This window comes from Marinobacter antarcticus, from assembly GCF_900142385.1.
Taxonomy (GTDB): Bacteria; Pseudomonadota; Gammaproteobacteria; order Pseudomonadales; family Oleiphilaceae; genus Marinobacter; species Marinobacter antarcticus.
This window is the reverse complement of the sequence record NZ_FRAQ01000001.1, coordinates 2,150,690-2,170,904: the sequence shown is the minus strand read 5'-3', so window position 1 is coordinate 2,170,904 and position 20,215 is coordinate 2,150,690. Positions and strand designations below refer to the sequence as shown.

Annotated in this window: 16 protein-coding genes and 1 pseudogene; 6 read left to right on the top strand and 11 right to left on the bottom strand. The window is 55.3% G+C overall.

The genetic code is table 11. From position 1 onward, the window contains the following. The first annotated feature begins 137 nt into the window (after positions 1-137). The gene (locus BUA49_RS10175; protein WP_072797022.1) at positions 138-2,123 is read left to right on the top strand and encodes a protein-L-isoaspartate(D-aspartate) O-methyltransferase; all 1,986 of its coding nucleotides are present in this window, start codon (positions 138-140) and stop codon (positions 2,121-2,123) included. A gap of 252 nt (positions 2,124-2,375) precedes the next feature. On the opposite strand, the gene guaA is transcribed toward BUA49_RS10175, so the two are convergent. Together guaA and guaB are read right to left on the bottom strand one after the other, a co-directional pair. Then, positions 2,376-3,953 (bottom strand): glutamine-hydrolyzing GMP synthase, encoded by a 1,578-nt coding sequence (guaA, locus tag BUA49_RS10170; RefSeq protein WP_072797843.1) that lies wholly within the window; start codon positions 3,951-3,953, stop codon positions 2,376-2,378. 63 nt (positions 3,954-4,016) lie between these two features. Further along, entirely contained in the window at positions 4,017-5,480 is a 1,464-nt protein-coding gene (gene guaB / locus BUA49_RS10165; RefSeq protein ID WP_072797021.1) for an IMP dehydrogenase, read from the bottom strand. Positions 5,481-5,691: 211 nt separating this feature from the next. Here guaB and xseA point away from each other — a divergent pair, with 211 nt between their 5' ends. The 3 genes and pseudogenes from xseA to BUA49_RS10150 all read left to right on the top strand — a co-directional run bounded on the left by xseA (position 5,692) and on the right by BUA49_RS10150 (position 9,394). Continuing rightward, positions 5,692-7,071 carry an exodeoxyribonuclease VII large subunit gene (gene xseA / locus BUA49_RS10160; RefSeq protein WP_407656675.1) on the top strand — a complete coding sequence of 460 codons (1,380 nt, stop codon included), beginning with the start codon at positions 5,692-5,694 and terminating at the stop codon, positions 7,069-7,071. An 83-nt stretch (positions 7,072-7,154) separates the two neighbouring features. Beyond that, positions 7,155-9,053, top strand: a pseudogene (locus tag BUA49_RS10155) (propionyl-CoA synthetase); the annotation flags it as partial. 131 nt (positions 9,054-9,184) lie between these two features. Further along, positions 9,185-9,394 (top strand): cold-shock protein, encoded by a 210-nt coding sequence (locus BUA49_RS10150; protein ID WP_072797018.1) that lies wholly within the window; start codon positions 9,185-9,187, stop codon positions 9,392-9,394. Positions 9,395-9,475: 81 nt separating this feature from the next. Here BUA49_RS10150 and leuA read toward each other — a convergent pair whose 3' ends face one another. Next, complete coding sequence (leuA, locus tag BUA49_RS10145; protein WP_072797017.1) at positions 9,476-11,170, bottom strand: 2-isopropylmalate synthase; 1,695 nt, start codon at positions 11,168-11,170, stop codon at positions 9,476-9,478. A gap of 146 nt (positions 11,171-11,316) precedes the next feature. Here leuA and BUA49_RS10140 point away from each other — a divergent pair, with 146 nt between their 5' ends. Together BUA49_RS10140 and BUA49_RS10135 are read left to right on the top strand one after the other, a co-directional pair. Beyond that, on the top strand, positions 11,317-11,814 hold the full coding sequence (locus BUA49_RS10140; protein WP_072797016.1) for an Lrp/AsnC family transcriptional regulator: 498 nt from the start codon (positions 11,317-11,319) through the stop codon (positions 11,812-11,814). 120 nt (positions 11,815-11,934) lie between these two features. Next, complete coding sequence (locus BUA49_RS10135) at positions 11,935-13,677, top strand: proline--tRNA ligase (protein ID WP_072797015.1); 1,743 nt, start codon at positions 11,935-11,937, stop codon at positions 13,675-13,677. A gap of 62 nt (positions 13,678-13,739) precedes the next feature. On the opposite strand, the gene murB is transcribed toward BUA49_RS10135, so the two are convergent. Genes murB through BUA49_RS10095 form a run of 8 tightly spaced genes read right to left on the bottom strand, consistent with a single transcriptional unit; the run spans position 13,740 to position 20,170 of the window. Next, positions 13,740-14,780 (bottom strand): UDP-N-acetylmuramate dehydrogenase, encoded by a 1,041-nt coding sequence (gene murB, locus BUA49_RS10130; RefSeq protein WP_072797014.1) that lies wholly within the window; start codon positions 14,778-14,780, stop codon positions 13,740-13,742. Beyond that, positions 14,777-15,256 carry a low molecular weight protein-tyrosine-phosphatase gene (locus tag BUA49_RS10125; RefSeq protein ID WP_072797013.1) on the bottom strand — a complete coding sequence of 160 codons (480 nt, stop codon included), beginning with the start codon at positions 15,254-15,256 and terminating at the stop codon, positions 14,777-14,779. Before BUA49_RS10125 ends, murB begins: the two co-directional genes overlap by 4 nt. Further along, positions 15,253-16,068, bottom strand: coding sequence for a 3-deoxy-manno-octulosonate cytidylyltransferase (gene kdsB, locus BUA49_RS10120; protein ID WP_072797012.1), 816 nt, complete (start codon positions 16,066-16,068; stop codon positions 15,253-15,255). Before kdsB ends, BUA49_RS10125 begins: the two co-directional genes overlap by 4 nt. A 27-nt stretch (positions 16,069-16,095) precedes the next feature. After that, positions 16,096-16,284 (bottom strand): Trm112 family protein, encoded by a 189-nt coding sequence (locus tag BUA49_RS10115; RefSeq protein WP_072797011.1) that lies wholly within the window; start codon positions 16,282-16,284, stop codon positions 16,096-16,098. A 19-nt stretch (positions 16,285-16,303) separates the two neighbouring features. Beyond that, a complete protein-coding gene (lpxK, locus tag BUA49_RS10110) occupies positions 16,304-17,341 on the bottom strand; it encodes a tetraacyldisaccharide 4'-kinase (RefSeq protein ID WP_072797010.1) in 1,038 nt (345 codons plus the stop codon). After that, entirely contained in the window at positions 17,338-19,116 is a 1,779-nt protein-coding gene (gene msbA / locus BUA49_RS10105) for a lipid A export permease/ATP-binding protein MsbA (protein ID WP_072797009.1), read from the bottom strand. The genes lpxK and msbA overlap by 4 nt, the downstream gene beginning before the upstream one ends. Next, the gene (locus BUA49_RS10100; protein WP_072797008.1) at positions 19,113-19,538 is read right to left on the bottom strand and encodes an ExbD/TolR family protein; all 426 of its coding nucleotides are present in this window, start codon (positions 19,536-19,538) and stop codon (positions 19,113-19,115) included. The genes msbA and BUA49_RS10100 overlap by 4 nt, the downstream gene beginning before the upstream one ends. A gap of 5 nt (positions 19,539-19,543) precedes the next feature. Beyond that, a complete protein-coding gene (locus BUA49_RS10095; protein ID WP_072797007.1) occupies positions 19,544-20,170 on the bottom strand; it encodes a MotA/TolQ/ExbB proton channel family protein in 627 nt (208 codons plus the stop codon). Positions 20,171-20,215: the final 45 nt, after the last annotated feature.

The following is a 20,215-nucleotide window of genomic DNA, read 5'->3' as shown; positions in this document are numbered from 1 at the left end:
CTGATAGCCGAGGCAAAATACTTGCCGTGCGCCTATAACTATACAAGCACCTAGGACGAGTAAGAGTTTGGAGTGTAAGTGTCAGCTTCAATTCCACCGGCTTGTGTCATTGTCTTGGATAACCACGAGGATCCTCTATGAGCCAGTTTGAACTCCTTAGGAGGCAGATGATCGATGTGCAGTTGTCCGCACGCGGCCTGCACGATCAAACGGTTTTGAATGCAGTCAGTGCTGTACCGCGCGAGGAATTTGTACCGACAGAATTGGTAGAGTTTGCCTATAGTGACTCTCCCCTGCCCATCGCCGCCAGCCAGACTATCTCCCAGCCCTATATTGTGGCGCTTATGACTGCCGCACTTGAACTACAGGCTGCAGATCGTGTGTTGGAAGTCGGCACCGGATCAGGCTATGCGGCTGCCATCCTGGCGGAAATTGCAGCCGATGTTTACACAGTGGAACGGCACAAAATTCTTGTAGATTCAGCTCGCAACAAACTCGACGATCTTGGCTACAAAAATATTCACGTACTCTATGGCGACGGCACGTTGGGCTGGCCAGAGCACGCTCCTTTTGACGCGATTGTGGTCGCTGCGGGAGGTCCCGAAGTTCCTGATACGCTTAAACAACAACTGGCCATTGGCGGCCGCCTAGTAATCCCGGTTGGCACCAGCCTGCAAACGCAGAAACTGCTCCGCGTACGGCGTATCAGCGAGCAAGAATACGCGGAAGAGGACTTGGGAAGCGTCCGTTTCGTGCCCTTGATCGGCGCAGCTGGCTGGGAGTATGAAACCGCTACCGCTGTTGCACCGGAAAAAAGTGGAGCATCCCTGTCTGAGCTGATTTTTGAATCCAGCGAGCACTTTGCCTCAATTGATCACGTCAATCTGGACAATCTGTTAGCGCGCATCGGCGACAGTCGCCTCGTATTACTGGGTGAGGCTTCACACGGTACGGCTGAGTTTTATGAGATGAGGGCGCGGATCACCCGGGAGTTAATCGAAAAGAAAGGTTTTACCGCCATCGCAGTAGAGGCCGACTGGCCCGACGCCGCGCATTTGGATCACTATGTTCACGGCACGGCCCCGGATTTGATGCACCTGAGCACACCGTTTTCCCGATTTCCCACCTGGATGTGGGCAAATACTTCGGTGCTCGAATTCATCGACTGGCTCAGAGCTCACAATGAGAAAATCCATGCGTCCGAAAACAAGGTAGGATTCTACGGCTTGGATCTGTATAGCCTGAGCACGTCTATAGAAGCCGTACTAAGCTATCTGGACACGGTAGATCCCGAAACAGCGGAAGTGGCCAGAGTACGCTATGGCTGCCTGACACCGTGGGCGAGTGACCCAACGCTATATGCCCACGTCACCATGACCAAACAGTACCAAGCGTGTGAAGCCGAAGTATTAGCCAACCTGAAGCAGCTGCTGGAGAATCGCCTTGACTATTCAATGGCGGATGGCGAGCGATTCTTCGATGCCGAGCAGAACGCTCGGCTGGTAAGCAATGCCGAGCGCTATTATCGCACCATGTACTACGCTGAAAACAATTCCTGGAACCAGCGTGACAAGCATATGTTCGAGACCTTGCAATCCGTTCTGAAATTTCGGGGCCCGCAATCAAAAGCTGTCATCTGGGAACACAATTCACATGTCGGGGATGCCCGGGCAACAGAAATGAGTGCGCGCGGCGAGTTCAATGTCGGTCAACTGGTGCGCCAGGCGTATGGTGATGCCGCATATATCATCGGTTTTGGGACAGATCACGGTACAGTGGCAGCCGCCTCTGAGTGGGGCGGCCCCATGGAAATCAAACAAGTACAGGCATCGCACATCGACAGCTATGAACGTATCTGTCACGACGTTAAAACCGACAATTTCCTGTTGCCATTGCGCTACCCGGTACAGGAAATTACTCGGCAAAAACTCCTCCAGGAACGATTGGAGCGCGCCATCGGCGTGATCTACCGGCCTGAGACTGAATTGCAGAGCCACTATTTCTACGCCTCCCTGCCGCGACAGTTTGACGAGTATATCTGGTTTGATGAAACCCGGGCGGTTGAACCGTTAGTCAGGAAGGCCACCGAAGGGGCTGCGGAGACCTTCCCATTCGGCGTATAGAGTCATTCAGCTATAGGAAAACCGATGAAGGTCATTTCCTTCATCCCGCGCGTGAGCTGCTAGACCAGGTGCATTTGGTGCTGGGCAGGTTCAGGGACTCTGAATCAGCCAGCTGTGAATCGGCTTGCCTTCCGGGAGCTGGGGCTGTCAACGGGACTTCACGCACTGGCGAGCAACATTGCTATGCCGCTCAGCAGATTGAAATCTCCGAAGGTCGCGCCCCGCGTACTTTCTGAGGCGCCAGATGCGGAATCATTCCCACTCAATGGTCGCAGGCGGCTTGGAAGACACGTCGTAAGTCACCCGAGACACGCCGGTAATTTCGTTAATAATGCGGTTAGACACGGTTTCCAGAAGATCGTACGGCAGGTGTGCCCAGCGCGCGGTCATAAAGTCGATGGTTTCCACAGCGCGCAGCGCAATAACCCATTCGTAGCGGCGGGCGTCGCCTACCACTCCCACAGATTTCACCGGCAGGAAAACCGCAAAGGCCTGGCTGGTTTTGTGGTAAAAATCAGCGCGGTGAAGCTCTTCCAGAAAGATAGCGTCGGCGCGGCGCAGAATATCGGCGTATTCCTTTTTTACTTCGCCCAGAATACGCACACCCAGGCCCGGCCCCGGGAACGGATGGCGGTAAACCATATCGTAAGGCAGGCCCAACTCCAGGCCAATGCGGCGCACTTCGTCTTTGAACAGTTCGCGCAGCGGCTCGACCAGCTTCAGCTTCATGGTTTCTGGCAGGCCACCCACATTGTGATGCGATTTAATCACGTGAGACTTGCCAGTCTTGGAAGCAGCCGACTCGATCACGTCCGGATAGATAGTACCCTGGGCCAGCCAGTTTACATTCTGGATGCGCGTAGCTTCTTCGTCGAACACATCGATGAATGTGTTGCCAATAACCTTACGCTTTTGCTCCGGATCGCTGACGCCCTTGAGGTTGGTCAGAAAACGCTCTTCCGCATCTGCGCGAATCACCTTCACGCCCATGCTGCTGCCAAACATATCCATCACCTGATCGCCTTCGTTCAGGCGCAACAGGCCGTTGTCCACGAAAACACAGGTAAGCTGATCGCCAATGGCCTTGTGCAGCAGTGCCGCAGTTACCGACGAATCCACGCCGCCAGACAACCCTAGCAGCACTTTGTCGGAACCCACCTGCTCGCGGATCTGGCGCACAGCGTCGTCTACAATCTTGGCCGGTGTCCACAGCGCATCGCAGCCACAGATGGACATCACGAAGTGTTCCAGAATGCGCTTGCCTTGCAGAGTATGGGTCACTTCCGGATGGAACTGCAGACCGTAAAGATTGCGCGACAAATCCTGCATGGCCGCTACCGGCGCACTTTCTGTTGAAGCCAGCAGCTCGAAGCCTTCCGGCATGGCTACAACCTTGTCGCCGTGGCTCATCCACACGTCCAGCAGGGATTCACCCGTGGCCGTCAGGTGGTCAGTAATATCCCGCAGCAGCGGACCTTTGGCGCGCACTTTTACTTGGGCGTAACCGAATTCACGCTTCTCTGAGCTGGCAACCCGCCCGCCCAATTGTTCAGCCATGGTTTGCATGCCGTAGCAGATGCCCAGTACCGGAATACCGAGATCAAACAACCCTTCAGGCGCACGCGGTCCGCCCAGCTCGGTAACAGACTCCGGGCCACCGGCCAACAGAATGCCTTTAGGATTAAACGCCTGCAGTTCTTCATCTGTGATGTTGAAAGCGCGAACCTCGCAGTACACACCAATCTCACGCACGCGGCGGGCAATCAGCTGAGTGTACTGGGAACCGAAATCAAGAATCAGGATGCGGTGATCGTGAATATTGTGGGCCATGGAATCCTCGAAAAAATAAACAATGCGGCCCCGTGAATGGGGCCGCATGGAAACTGTCTACAATCAGCTGACGCGGTAGTTTGGCGATTCTTTGGTGATGGTTACGTCGTGTACATGGCTTTCACGCATACCGGCACCGGTGATGCGAACAAACCGGGGCTTGGTGCGCATCTCTGGAATGGTTGCACTACCGGTATAACCCATGGCTGCACGCAGGCCACCCATCAGCTGATGAATGATATTGCGCATTGGGCCCTTGCAGGCAACCCGACCCTCGATGCCTTCGGGCACCAGCTTCTCGATACCTTTGCTGGCATCCTGGAAGTAGCGGTCGCTCGAACCCTGCCCCATGGCACCCAGTGAACCCATTCCGCGATAGGCCTTGTAGCTGCGCCCCTGGTAAAGCTCAATTTCTCCTGGCGCTTCGTCGGTGCCTGCCAGCAAGCTGCCGATCATCACGCAGTGGGCACCGGCTACAATGGCTTTTGCAATATCACCGGAAAAACGTACACCACCATCCGCAATCACTGGAATATCTCGATCTTTCAGCGCTTCCGCGACGCTGGATACTGCCGAAATCTGCGGCACACCCACACCGGCGACAATCCGGGTTGTACAGATGGATCCGGGGCCGATACCAACCTTTACCGCATCCACGCCCGCATCGGCCAGCGCTATTGCTGCTTCGCCGGTGGCAATATTACCGCCGATTACCTGCAGTTCCGGATAATGTTCCTTGATCCATCGCACCCGCTCAATGACACCGCGTGAATGGCCATGGGCAGTATCCACAACGATCACATCCACGCCCGCATCGGCCAACGCAATAATACGGGCTTCAGCATCACTACCTGTGCCCACCGCTGCACCAACGCGCAAACGACCCTGACTGTCTTTGCAGGCCAGCGGATAGTCTTTGGATTTCTGGATGTCTTTCACTGTCACCAGGCCACACAGCTGGAATTCATCATTGACGACCAGAACTTTTTCAATACGGTGGCGATGCAGTAATTCCTTGACCTCGTCCAGGCTGGCGCCTTCTTTTACCGTTACCAGCTTTTCCTTCGGTGTCATGATCTGGTGCACCGGTGTGTCCATACTGCTTTCAAAGCGGATGTCCCGCCCGGTGACAATGCCAACCAGCTCGTTGCCATCAACAACCGGCAAGCCGGAAATGTTGTTGGCCATAGTGATTTCCACAAGCTCGCGCACGGTGTTTTCCGGCCGAACCGTAATAGGATCCTTCACCACCCCGCTTTCAAACTTCTTGACCTTGCGCACGGTAGCTGCCTGCTGCTCAACGCTCATGCTCTTGTGCATGATGCCGATGCCGCCTTCCTGCGCCATGGCGATTGCCAGCTCGGCCTCGGTCACCGTATCCATGGCGGCTGATATCAGAGGCGTATTCAGCGTGATAGTCCGGGTCAGTTTAGTGCGCAGATCCACTTGGTGAGGCAGCACCTCGGAATAACCGGGCACCAACAGAACATCATCAAATGTGAGAGCTTCTTCGGCAATTCGCAGCATTGGGACAGGCCTTTTGAACGTGCTAAATTTAAACCTTCCGTGCGGCACCGATGGTGCAGCCGCAAAGTAAAATGCGTAATCGAGCTATTATAAAGAGGTGTCGCGGGTCAGTAAACTGCGCAGTTTCCTGTCACAATCCGCATGCATTTGAAATTCCAGCATTTTACACTCATATTTTTTCGGCTATTGCGTATAGGCCAGCGAGGATCTTTTGGTGAATGACGTGTTTCAGGATACCCGGCCCAGAGCGCTGAGCGTCAGCGAACTGAATCACCAGGCCAGGCACTTGCTGGAATCCAGCTTCATGCAGGTGTGGGTTGAAGGCGAGTTATCCGGTTTTTCCCGGCCCTCCTCCGGCCACTGGTATTTCTCCCTGAAGGATCACAAGTGTCAGATTCGTTGCGCCATGTTCCGGGGGCTGAACCAGCGCATTCGCACCATACCAAAGGAAGGCGACCAGATTCGCATTCGCGGCAAGGTGACCCTGTACGAAAACCGGGGCGATTTCCAGATTATTGCTGAGCACATTGAACCTGCCGGCCTTGGTGCACTGCAGCAGGCCTTCGAGGAGTTAAAACGCAAGCTGCAAACAGAAGGTCTGTTTGAGGTGGGGCGCAAAAAACCGGTTCCCACTATGCCCGCACACATTGGCGTAGTCACCTCCCCAACCGGTGCAGCCATACACGACATTCTCACGGTTCTGGCGAGACGCTGCCCCGCCATACCGGTCACGCTTTACCCCACAACGGTTCAGGGCCAGCCTGCGACGGCAGAAATAGTCAAGGCTATTGAGCTGGCGCAAGCGCACGGCGTGGCCGATGTACTGATTATCGGCCGTGGCGGTGGTTCGCTGGAGGACCTCTGGTGCTTTAACGAGGAAGCGGTTGCCCGGGCAATCGCGGCCTGCCCTATCCCAACAGTCAGCGCCGTAGGCCATGAGACTGACGTTACCATCGCCGACTTTGTGGCAGATCTGCGGGCACCCACACCCTCCGCGGCGGCTGAAAAAGTTTCGCCCGATCAGCGGGACATGCTCCGGCAAATCAACGATCGTGAGTTTCGTCTGGCAAACGCCGCCAGAAGAGCACTCCAGCGGCTGAACACAAAGCTGGAACACCTCGCAGCGCGCTTGCGCGATCCGCGGCGAGAACTGCTGGAAAAAGCCCAGCGCCTGGACGAGCTGGAACTGCGATTAGGCAAGGCCATGGAGCAGCGCCTGGATCGTTCGCAGGTGCGCAGCACCCATCTGGCGCAGCGACTTGCCATGCAATCCCCCCGCAAACAGCTTACAAACAGTCGTGAAGCGCTTGAGCGATCTTCCTCGCAACTGAACAAAGCGGTGCAGCGAATTCTGGTAAAACTTCAGGATCGGCTGGAGCACACCGCAGGAAGCCTCAACGTTGTAAGCCCTCTGGCTACTCTGGGGCGTGGGTACGCCATCGTTCGGGATGAGCATGGCAACATCATCCGCAACGCGCCGGATGTCACTGCCGGCGACCGGATTTTCGCGCACCTGGCAAACGGCACCGTCACTGCCGAGGTAAAATCCGTCAACCCGGAGAACAGCTGGCCCCAAAACTCCGGGGACTAATCCTATGGTCTACTGGATCACTATCTCAAAGCGCCTAAAGTTGGGACCACTAACAACAGAATAACAACGGGCACAAAGAGGTAGAATATATGGACTACCACTCAGAATTCCGGAGATCGATTGATAAGCCGGAAGCGTTTTGGCGTGAGCAAGCAGGCAAGATTGACTGGATCCAGCAACCTGAGACCATCTGGCAAGCTACCGACAACGGCCATGGTCACTGGTTTCCTGACGGCACACTCAATACATCCGACATAGCCCTGGACGCCAATGTCCGCGCAGGCCTGGGCGACCAAAAAGCCCTCATATACGATTCACCGGTTACCGGTGCAAAGCGCAGCTATACCTACAGCGAGCTGACCGACGAAGTCGCCCGTTTTGCGGGAGCCCTGAAAGCACAGGGAATCAACAAGGGTGACCGGGTAATCATCTATATGCCGATGATTCCGGAAGCTGTCATTGCTATGTTGGGCTGCGCCCGCATTGGTGCTGTGCACTCGGTGGTCTTTGGCGGCTTTGCGGCCCACGAACTCGCCGTGCGAATCGAAGACGCTCAACCCAAAGCAGTGATTACGGCCTCCTGCGGCATAGAGGTCACAAAGGTGATCGAGTACAAGCCTCTGGTGGACAAAGCCATTGAACAGGCCTCACACAAGCCTGATTTCTGCGTTGTTTACCAGCGCCCACAGGCCAGGGCCCAGATGCACGATGGCCGTGATCATGACTGGAGCGATTTGATGGCCAGCGCTGAGCCGGCTGATCCCGTGCCGGTTAAGTCGACAGACCCGCTTTACATACTTTACACCTCTGGCACCACCGGCAAGCCCAAAGGCGTTGTAAGAGACAATGGCGGGCATGCGGTCGCCCTCAAATACAGCATGAAGCTCGTGTATGACGCCAACCCGGGTGACATATTCTGGGCCGCCTCCGATGTAGGTTGGGTGGTGGGCCACAGCTATATTGTGTATGCCCCCTTGTTTGCCGGCTGCACAACCGTGCTTTACGAAGGCAAACCGGTCAGAACACCCGATGCCGGGGCATTCTGGCGAGTGGTTCAGGATCACGGCGTCAATCTTCTGTTTACTGCGCCTACCGCATTCCGCGCTGTGCGCAAGGAAGACCCGGAGGCAGATCAGCTTGCACGCTATGACATCAGCTCATTGCGGCGTATTTTCCTTGCCGGTGAACGTCTCGACCCCCCAACCTATGAGTGGCTCCGGGAACACACACAGCTCCCGGTACTGGATCACTGGTGGCAAACCGAAACCGGCTGGGCCATTTGCTGCAACCCCGTAGGGATCGAGACCATGGTCACCAAGCCGGGCTCGGCAACCGTTCCCTCGCCTGGCTACAACGTGCAGGTTGTGAGCCCTGGTGGCAGCCAGATGCCGGCGGGAGAACAGGGGCAGATTGCGGTAAAACTTCCACTACCCCCCGGCTGCCTGATGACCGTATGGGGCGATGACCAGAGATTCCAGGACAGCTACCTCAAACCCATTCCCGGCTTTTACAGCTCGGGCGACGGCGGATTTATTGACGAGGACGGCTATGTCTTTGTTATGGGCCGTACCGATGATGTGATTAACGTGGCAGGTCATCGGCTCTCTACCGGTGAAATGGAAGAAGTGGTTGCCTCTCACCCGGCTGTCGCCGAATGCTGCGTGGTAGGTGCGCACGATGAGATGAAAGGCCAGATCCCACTCGGTCTCGTGCTCATCAAAAACGGCGCCACCATTGACCACGATGAGTTGGAGGAAGAGCTTGTCGAGATGGTGCGGGATAGAATCGGTGCAATCGCCTGTTTCCGCAGAGCTTTGGTGGTAGATCGTCTGCCCAAGACCCGCTCAGGCAAGATCCTGCGGCGGGTTATCCGACAGATTGCCGATGGGGAGGAATACGCCGTTCCAAGCACCATCGACGATCCGTCGATCCTCGAGGAAATCAGTGAGCAGTTCGGGCGCCCTTTATCGAAAAAACATTAACACTCTGTTTTTAAACGATTTAAAAGCACCAAAAAACATTGACGACCTCCAAACTCGGTCTATACTGAAATTGCTGTGGAAAATCTTCAGTGCCCCGTGGGGGGGAAATCTCAGAAATACAGGAAAGATCAATGTCCGATACAGTAACAGGCACCGTAAAGTGGTTTAACGAATCCAAAGGCTTCGGCTTCATAGCTCAGGAGGGTGGCAGTGACGTTTTCGTGCACTATAGCGCCATTACCTCGAGCGGTTTCCGCACGCTGACAGAAGGTCAGCAGGTGCAGTTCACCGTCACACAGGGCCCTAAAGGCCCGCAGGCGGAAAATGTAACCCCGATCTGAGGTTATTTTTCGCTCTCTGGCTCTCACGGGCACGAGAAAACACAAAAAGCCGGCATCCGTGCCGGCTTTTTTGTATTCTGGTCAGGCGGTTATCGCGCTTTTCTGACGACTTGTTTCATCTTCAGGTTCACCTGCAGCCTGGGCGACTGCGGAAAAGAGCGCCTGCAGAGTCGCAGAGGTTGTATCTTCCGCCAAAGCTGCAGCACTGCAATGCCTTCCACCAGCCGTTAATCGTATACAAGCCAGTGCGTTGGCCCGTGTTCCCTCACCCAGCGCGAATTCCTCATAGGCTTCCACCGCTATTGCCAGCCCGAAGCGATCTTCCAACGCGGCAGAGACCGCCTCCACCGCGCCAAGACCGCGACCTTCCAGGCTCATCGGAGCCGACTCCCGGCCGAAAGTTACCTCAGCAAACACGCCCTGATCGTCCCTGTGCAGATCATAGGCACGCAGAGCCCAGTCTTCATGCACTTTCAGGTAACGCTGCTCGAACAAACTGTGAATAGCCATTGAATCAATTTCGCCGCCGTTTGTTTCTGCGACCTTCTGAACGACCTTGCTGAACTCGATCTGCAACCAGCGCGGCAGACTGATGTTGTAATCCCGCTCGAGGACATAGGCAACACCGCCCTTACCCGACTGGCTGTTTATGCGCACAACCTCTTCGTATCGGCGACCCAGATCAAACGGGTCTATAGGCAAATAGGCAACATTCCATGCATCCCCGTCTTTTCTGCGCGCCAGGCACTTGCGAATGGCGTCCTGGTGGCTTCCTGAGAACGCGGTGAACACCAGTTCGCCGGCATAGGGATGGCGCGGATGAGTTGAAATTTCAGTACAGGCTTCAACAACCTCTGTAATTTCGGCCATGCCGGAGAGATTCAGCGTCGGATCAATACCCTGGGAATACAGGTTCATGGCCATAGTCACCAGATCCATATTGCCCGTGCGTTCGCCGTTACCCATCAGCGTACCTTCAACACGATCTGCTCCGGCCATAACGGCCAGCTCGGCCGCGGCCACACCACAACCCCGGTCATTGTGCGTGTGCACACTGATGCTGATGTGTTCCCGCCGGCGGATGTTGTCGCAAACCCATTCAATTTGATCCGCAAACACATTGGGAGTTGCCATTTCCACTGTGGCGGGCAGGTTGATGATAACCGGCTGCCCCTCGTCCGGGCGCCATACATCGGTTACTGCATCGATGACCTCGACCGCATAATCCAGCTCGGTGCCGGTGAAGCTCTCCGGGGAGTACTGGAACGTCCACTCGGTGCACGGGTTGCCTGCGGCAAGATCCTTCACCACCTGAGCACCGTTAACCGCGATATCGCGGATTCCAGCCCGGTCCATCCCGAAGACCTGTTCCCGCTGTACCGTCGATGTAGAATTATAGACGTGAACAATGGCGCGACGGGCACCTTTAAGCGCTTCGTAGGTGCGCTCAATCAACTCGGGCCGGGCCTGGGTCAGCACCTGGATTTTCACATCATCCGGAATCCGGTTTTCTTCAATCAGCTTGCGACAGAAATCGAAATCCGGCTGACTGGCTGCCGGGAAACCGATTTCGATCTCCTTGAACCCCAGCTTTACAAGCAAATCGAACATGCGCTGTTTCTGGGCAACATTCATGGGCTTTACCAAAGCCTGGTTACCATCGCGAAGATCCACTGCACACCAGGTCGGTGCTTTTTCGATGACCTTGTCCGGCCAGCGACGGTCTGTTTTAGCTACCGGCCGGAAGGCCGCATATTTGCGATGATCGAAAGCCATGTCTGTGATTCTCCGTTGCGCTTCTCGGGGTTGTATCGATACCGTCTAGCTTAACGTGTTCTTTGAAGCATGCGATTGCTAATTCAGAGGGAAAATCGTACTTTATTAGTCAAATATTTCACTTAAATAACTTAAAAGGCAATTTTATGCCCATAAAAACCGAAATACTCATACAAGTTGATAAAACCGACCGACGTATTCTGGCCCAGGTACAGAAAGACGCTTCCCTGACCAACCAGCAGCTCGCGGAAAAAGTAGGGCTATCCCCATCTCCATGCCTGAGACGGGTGCGGGCGCTTGAGGATGCTGGCATCATTGTGCGCACCGTGACGGTTCTTGATCACAAGAAACTGGGCCTTGCCCTGACTGCCATTATTCTGATCGGAATGGACCGACACACTCCTGAACGTTTCGCAACGTTTGAAGAACAGGTGAGCGGCTATCCTGAAGTTCTGGAGTGCTATCTGGTTACCGGCCACGACGCAGATTACATGTTGAAAGTGGTCGTGCCGGATATGGATCACTATCACCACTTTTTGCTCAACCAGATTACGCGGATTCAGGGGGTCAGCGGCGTTCATTCAAGCTTCGTGCTGAGGCGTGTCATCGACAGCACCGCCCTGCCTCTGGGGTATTTATCCTGATGCCGCAACCGCTTACCGGATATCCGCATTCGCCATCTGTACCTTGTGCTGCAGGCTCCGTACAATAACCACCACTTTACGAAACACCATTTCACGCAACACCACTGAACGGAAACCACCATGCGAGCAAGCCGTTACCTGATTGCAACCCAGAAAGAGACGCCTTCTGACGCGGAGGTTATCAGCCACCAGTTGATGCTGCGCGCCGGCTTGATCCGGAAACTGGCGGCCGGCCTTTACACGTGGCTGCCCACGGGCCTGAGAGCCCTGCGCAAGGTTGAGCGGATTGTTCGTGAAGAAATGGACAAGAGTGGCGCCCTGGAAGTTCTCATGCCGGCCGTTCAGCCTGCGGAACTGTGGCAGGAATCCGGTCGCTGGACGCAATACGGCGGTGAACTGCTGCGAATGAACGACCGCCACGGCCGTGAGTTCTGCTTTGGCCCGACCCACGAAGAAGTGATTACCGACCTGGTCCGCAATGAGCTGAAAAGCTATAAGGAACTGCCGGCCAACTTTTATCAGGTCCAGACCAAGTTCCGCGACGAACGCCGCCCCCGCTTCGGGGTGATGCGCGCCCGGGAGTTCATCATGAAAGATGCCTACTCCTTTCATGTGAACGCCGAGTCTCTGGATGAAACCTACCAGATTATGCACCGAACTTACTGCGCCATTTTTGATCGCCTGGGGTTGGATTACCGCCCGGTACAGGCAGACTCAGGCGCAATAGGTGGCAGTGACTCCCATGAATTCCATGTGCTGGCCTCCTCCGGCGAAGACGACATCGTGTTCAGCACTGAAAGCGATTACGCCGCCAACATCGAAAAGGCCGAAGCGGTTGCGCCATCTGGCGAGCGCGCGGCTCCGGCTGAAGAGCTGAAAGAAGCTGCAACTCCGGATCAGCGTACCATCGAGGCTATCTCGCAGTTTCTGAGCATCGACGCTACCCGCACGGTTAAAACCCTGCTGGTCAAAGCCGAAGTGGATGAAGCGGGTGAGGAGAGCAATGCGGGCCTGGTCGCACTGATCCTGCGTGGTGACCACACGCTGAACGAGATCAAGGCAGAAAGTCTGGCAGGGGTTGCAGAGCCTCTGACCATGGCAACCGATGAGGAAATCGAGGCCATCATTGGCTGCAAAGCCGGCTCTATTGGCCCGGTAGACCTGAAAGTACCTGTTATCGTAGACCGCAGCGCAGCTCACCTTGCAGACTTTGTTTGTGGTGCAAACCGGGAAGGCTACCACCTGACCGGCGTGAACTGGGAAAGGGATCTGCAACTGGGCCAGGTTGAAGACATTCGCAACGTTGTTGAGGGCGATGCCAGCCCCGATGGCAAGGGCACGCTGGAGATACGCCGTGGCATTGAAGTTGGCCATATTTTCAAACTGGGCAACAAGTACAGCACGGCCATGAACGCAACAGTACTTGATGAGAACGGTAAAACCGTAATCATGGATATGGGTTGCTACGGAATCGGCGTATCCCGCATCGTGGCCGCTTCAATTGAGCAGAACCACGATGAGAAAGGCATTATCTGGCCCGATGCCATTGCGCCCTTCCAGGTGGCTATCGTGACCTTGAATGCTCACAAAACGCCCATCGTGGCCGAAGCCGGTGAGAAGCTCTACGAACAATTAAAGCAGGCTGGCTATGATGTGCTGCTGGACGACCGAAAAGAACGCCCGGGCGTAAAATTTGCAGATATGGAGCTGATCGGGATCCCGCACCGCTTCGTCATTTCTGATCGCGGGCTTGCCGCCGGCACTCTTGAGTACAAAGGGCGCAGGGACGCTGACAAGCAAGACATTGCTATCGAAGAAGCTCTGACGTTTCTTATCAAGGCATCGCCTCGTAAAGGCTTGTAAAGGAGCCCTTAAGACAGGTCTTTGATCGTAAGACAGGCGGCTGGATGTTCAATTGTGAGCAGTCAGCCGCCTACGATTCCTGGCTCCATCTCCAGATTCACCCCAAAACGCTCCTGCACCGACCGGCGAATATCCGAAGCCAGTTCCAGCACATCTTGCCCTGTTCCACCCGAATGATTGATCAGCACCAGTGCCTGACGATTGTGAACGCCTACGCGGGCATTCCGGTAACCCTTCCATCCGCTCTGGTCAATCAACCAAGCTGCGGCAAGCTTTACGGTGCCGCTCTGTGGGTAACCGACGACGTCCGGATGCGCAGCCTTCAGTTCACTGAATTGCTCAATGGACACCACAGGGTTTTTGAAAAAACTACCGGCGTTGGGAATGATCTCCGGATCCGGTAGCTTACGACGACGGATGGCCATCACAGCCTCGGCCACCGTCAAAGCATCCAGTTCCTGAGAAACCCCTTCTCCCAGGTAGTCTTCAAGATCCCTGTAGCCGAATTGCAAAGGCTTTTCGCGTGACAGCCGCAGCCGAATCCCGGTAATGATGTAGCTGCCTGGCGAGCGCTTGAACAGGCTGTCGCGGTAAGCAAAACCACATTCCATGTTATCAAGGCATACAAGCTGGTTGGATTCACGGTCCAGCGCTGTGACGGAAACCAGGGTATCGCACAACTCAACACCATAGGCGCCTATATTCTGAACCGGCGCCGCGCCGGCTGTACCGGGTATAAGCGCCAGGTTCTCGATGCCCCGGTACCCTGCCCGGGCGGCATACAGCACTGCTTCATGCCAGTTTTCGCCGGCGCCTAAAACCAGTGTCGCACCCGTGTCGTCAACCTGCTCCCAGTGACGCGCAGCCATCTGCATGCGGATCACAAGGCCGTCAAAGTCTCCGGCAAAAACCAGATTGCTGCCGCCACCAAGCACCAGTGTTTTATGCCCGCTCTCTTCTGCCCAGGCCAGTGCGCCGCGCAGATCATCCAGGCTAGCAACATCTATGTAAAATTTTGCCGTTGCGGATACGCGGAGAGTATTGAGCTTTGAAAGCCCGACACTCACCTTTAGCTTCGCCGGTGGCTCCGCCTGCTGGCTCACGCCATACGCTCCTGAATATTGCGGAGCAGGCCCTCGCCTGCATCTTCGATCAGATCAAGCACCTGCTCAAACCCGTTCTCGCCGCCGAAATAGGGGTCAGGTACCTCAGCGAGGTCAGAGCGGCCATACTCAAGAAACAATGTGGGCTTTGTGCCGCCATTCTGGTGCCAGATGTCTTTCACGTCAGCCAGATTCTGGCGATCCATCACGACCACGTAGTCGAAGGTGTCCAGATCCCCTTCCGTGAACTGGCGCGCCTTGAGCATGCTGATATCTACATCCCGCTTCCCGGCAGCTTCCAGTGACCGTGGATCAGGCCCCTTGCCGATGTGCCAGTTGCTGGTTCCACAGGAATCTATATGAATGTGCTCCTGCAACCCGGCTTGCTCTACCAGCTTGCGAAATACGCCCTCTGCGGTTGGCGAACGACAGATATTGCCCAGACACACAAAAAGCACACTTGCACGTCTACTCATGCACCGTATCCTCCCCTTTCAGTGGATTTTTCCATCCAGGCCCTGACTCGCTGCAAATCTGCTTCAGTATCAACCCCCGCCGGTGGCGTACCGGCTGCCACCTCAACGTGAATCCGGGCGCCGTTATACAGGGCCCGGAGCTGTTCCAGTGATTCTGCCTGCTCTGCAGGTGCCGGCGGCCAGCTGACAAAGCGGCTGAGCACGCTGGCCCGGTATCCATAGATGCCGATATGCCGGAAATACCCGGCGCCATCCTTCAGTGCGGCCCCTGAGTTTTGCGTCGAGAGGTTATCTTTGCGCATATCGCCCCAATGATTCCGGGCCCAGGGAATGGGCGCCCGACTGAAATAATGAGCCATTCCTTCCCTGTCAAAAACAACTTTTACAACATTGGGATTGAAAACCTGCTCCATGTCATGGAGGCGCTCGCAGAGTGTCGCAATGGCAGCGTCCGGATACCGCTCCAGATTGTCTGCAATCTGATCAATCAACCGCGGAGGAATCAAGGGCTCATCGCCCTGAACATTAACAACGCGGTGATCCGCATCAAGCCCGAGTTTGCGCACAACCTCTTCCAGACGATCGGTACCGCTGACATGATTGGGCGACGTCATTACAACTTCGGCACCGAATGCCTCACAGACCGCCTGGATACGCGAATCGTCCGTTGCTACGACAACGCGGTTTGCCCGGCTTTCCAATGCGCGTTCACAAACGTGCTGAATCATAGGCTTACCGACGATATCCAGTAGCGGTTTACCAGGTAACCGGGTGGAGGCATAGCGGGCCGGAATCACAACCGTAAAAGACATGGGGCTTCGATCCTGCAGAGAGCTTTCTCAGTTTTTGTGAAGGCGTTCGTCGGTGGAGAGTGTGCGGGCCTCTGTGGCCAGCATGACCGGGATACCCTCGCGAATGGGAAATGCCATGGCATCCTGATAGCAGACCAGTTCAGTTCTGGCTTGGTTGAGCTTCAGATCACCTTTACAGACCGGGCAAGCCAGCAGGGCCAAGAGTTTTTTATCCATGATTCAGTCTCACTGACAGTTAAAAGGTTGACGGCCCGGAGCAGGCTCGCAGCTTTGCAAGGACTGCCTCTGAAAACGCCTTTGGCAGCTTTGCTTCCACGTACAGCACCCAAGCATTAGCCGGCGCAAAACTACGACATTTAACCCCGTCTTTGGCCGTCATAACCAGCATGTGGCCAGATTCGGCACCTAGATCTTCAGGGCGAAACCGATGATGGTCAGGAAAAGGCACCGCGATCTGTTTTGCACCCAGCCCTTTAAGGGTATCGAAAAAACGGGTTGGGTTACCTATACCAGCTATCGAGCGAATCTTCTGGCCCTGGAGGCTTTCGGGCGATCGGGTTTCACCGGTTTTGAGGTTAACCAGGCGTGTTGGTTGAAGATCCATGGCATACATCTGAGGATGGTTAATGCCAGATAGCGCCTCTGGCGGCACTCGACCCTCATCGTCGGTCAAGGCCGCACCGTTCACAACCACAAAATCTACACTATCCAGACGGCTGACCGGTTCACGCAGGGGCCCTGCCGGAATCAAGGCACCGTTGCCGATACCGCGGGCGCCATCAAACACGGCCAGCTCGATATCCCGAGGCAAACGGTAGTGCTGAAGCCCGTCGTCACTGATGAGAACGTCGCCCAAAGCATTATCCAACGCAAATGCCGCACCCCGGCACCGGTCTGGATCGACCACAACCGGCATACCGGTTGCCTGAGCCAGCATAACGGGTTCATCGCCTGCAAGTGATGGCAGAGTTTCCTCTGTCACCAGGAGCGGATACCCGGACGATTTGCCACCATAGCCACGACTAAGAATAACCGGCCGCCAGCCAGCAGCCCGGATTTCATCTACAAGCCAAGCCGTTAACGGGGATTTTCCGGTACCACCGGCTGTTATGTTGCCCACAACCACAACGGGCACAGGAAGCTTCTGGGCATGCGCATCCAAGGCTTTACGACGTCGCGCTTCGGCGACGATCCGGTACAGCCATGAGAACGGCGCCAAGATAAGAAGGGGCCGGCCCTTACCATACCAGAGGCGTTCTACGAGGGAGGTCATGAGTGCTCACTGAACTGCATCTGGTGTAACTGGGCATAGGCACCGTTACTGGCAAGAAGTTCACTGTGGGGACCCGATTCGATAATGCGCCCGTTCTCCATAACCAGAATCCGGTCAGCTTTCTCGATGGTCGATAGCCTGTGGGCGATCACCAGCGTCGTCCGGCCCTTAATAACGGTTTCCAGCGCCTCCTGAATATGGCGTTCTGATTCGGTATCCAGTGCCGAGGTAGCCTCGTCGAGGATCAGGATAGGGGCATCTTTAAGCAACGCCCTGGCAATTGCCAGGCGCTGTCGCTGCCCGCCCGAAAGCATCACCCCGTTATCTCCGATCATGGTATCCAGGCCTTCCGGCATGCGATCGATGAACTCCAGGGCGTGAGCTTTTGCGGCAGCCTCACGGATTTCATCCCGACTGCAGTCCCGGAGTGCACCGTAGGCTATATTGGCGGCAATCGAGTCGTTAAACAGCACAACGCTCTGGGTAACCAGTGCGATCTGGGATCGCAGTGCTTTCAGGGAAAAGTCCTTCAGCGAATGCCCGTCAATGCGGATATCACCACCGGTGTATTCATAAAATCTTGGAAGGAGGCTCACCATCGTTGACTTTCCACTGCCGGAGCGCCCAACCAGCGCTACGCTCTGCCCTGCCGGAATTTCAACAGATATACCTTTCAATACATCGTCGAGCTGGTCCCGGTAACGGAACGATACGTCGTCGAACTCAACAGTGCCCTCAACGCGCTCAGGCGCATAAGAACCCGGATCCTGTTCGGGAACTTCGTCAATAGTTTCGAACACATCGTATGCAGCTGCTACGCCTTTCTGGATCTTAGCGTGAACGGACGTCACTTGGCGGATAGGCTTTGCCATGGTTGTAGCGGCGGTAATAAAAGCTATCAACTGGCCGGTTGTCATCTCGCCTCGTATCTCGGGTGCCAGCATGGTCCAAACAAGTGCCGCAATAGCAACAGCCACCAGAATCTGAATCACCGGAACGCTGATTGCCTGGGTGGACGCCATCTTTAGACTTTGCTTTAAGTTGCGATCATTAACATTTTGAAAACGCTGCTTTTCATACTCATCACCACCGAAAGCCCGAACAACCCGGTACCCGGTTATAGACTCGGAAGCCACATGAGTGATGTCACCCATGGAGCCTTGAATACGCTGGCTGATCTTGCGAAAGCGCTTGCTCGCATAGCTGACAACCGCTGCGATCAAGGGGCCAACCGCAAGAAAAATCAGCGTCAGTTTCCAGTTTGTGTAAAGCATGTACCCGAGCAAACCTACAATTGTCAGGCCTTCCCGTAGCGTGATGGTCACAGCATTGGTCGCAGCTTCCGCAACCTGCTCTACATTAAAGGTCAGCTTGGACACCAACCTTCCGGCGGCATTTTCGTCAAAGTAACGGGATGGCAGTATCATCAAATGGTTGAACACGTCGCTGCGGAGCGAGCTAATAACCTGCCGCCCAACGTAACTGATAAAGTACTGGCTCATGAATGTACCGACGCCACGGAGCGAAAACACGCCAACAATCAAAAACGTCAAGAGCAGTCGGTTCTGATCGGTCGGGTTTTCGATGGCAGCGACCACATATTCCATAGCCGCGGCCATGCCGGTGGAGGCCCCCGCATAGATAACGTTACCAACCACCGCCAGTGAAAATGCCAGCCAGAAGGGTTTTACATATGTCAGCAGGCGTTTGTAGGTGGGCCAGGTCTCAGCGGCTTTGATGCTTTCGGGGCCAGGCAGAGGTTCGGCAAGACTCACTGGCTTTCTCCCTCACGCTCAGTGGTAATGCTCAGCCTGGAGAAGCCCAGACGACCTGCCACGTCCATTGCTCTGACCACATACTCATGGGGGGTACGGGCATCCGCGGTGATGATAAAAGGCAGAGCGGTGTCACCCCCGGCCAACTCACTCACGCCACGCTCAAGCGTCTCACGTCGGTTATTTACCAAAACCTTGTCGTTAAGGACGTATTGTCCTTCGGCGTTGATCACAACGTCGATTTGCTTCGTTTCCGCTGGCGAAGCAGGCTCGCCACTGGCTTCAGGCAATTCCACCTGCAAATGACTTTCCCGCGTAAAGGTCGTTGAGACCATAAAGAAAATCAGCAACAGGAAAACCACATCGATCAGCGGCGTCAGATCTACTCCGACTTCCTGACTTCTCTGGCGTGTGAACTTCACAGCGTTCAGGCCCCTTCCACGTCGATTTCACGATCACCATGAACAACTTCAACCAGCTTGATAGCCTCCTGCTCCATGCCAACCACAAGCTCGTCCACCCGTCGGATAAAATAGCGGTGACAGATCAGTGCAGGGATGGCGACACTCAGACCGGCAGCCGTGGTAATCAAAGCCTCGGAAATGCCACCGGCAAGGTTCCCGGCATTACCCACACCCGCAAGCTGGATCTCTGCAAACACCTTGATCATGCCAATCACCGTGCCCAGAAGGCCGAGCAGAGGAGTGATTGTCGCAACGGTACCCAGCGGGTTCAGGAATCGCTCCAGATCATGAATGACCTGACTGGCTTCATGTTCAATGCTTTCCTTCATGATCTCACGGCCATGTTTGGCATTCATGAGGCCGCCTGCGAGAACACGACCCAACGGCGAAGAGCTTTGCAGCGCCTTCAGCTTACGACCGTTAAGTTCTTTTTTCTTGATCCAGCGCCACAGCTCATTAATAGTCTGAGGTGGTGCCACCCGGGACGCTCTCAGTGTCCAGAAACGCTCCAGAATGATCGCAAGCGCCAAAATGGAACAGATAACAATTGGCACCATCAGAATGCCACCAGCTTTCAACAGCTCGAACACGCTTGATCTCCCTGATTGTTTACAAGCCGCGCTACTTTAGCATAG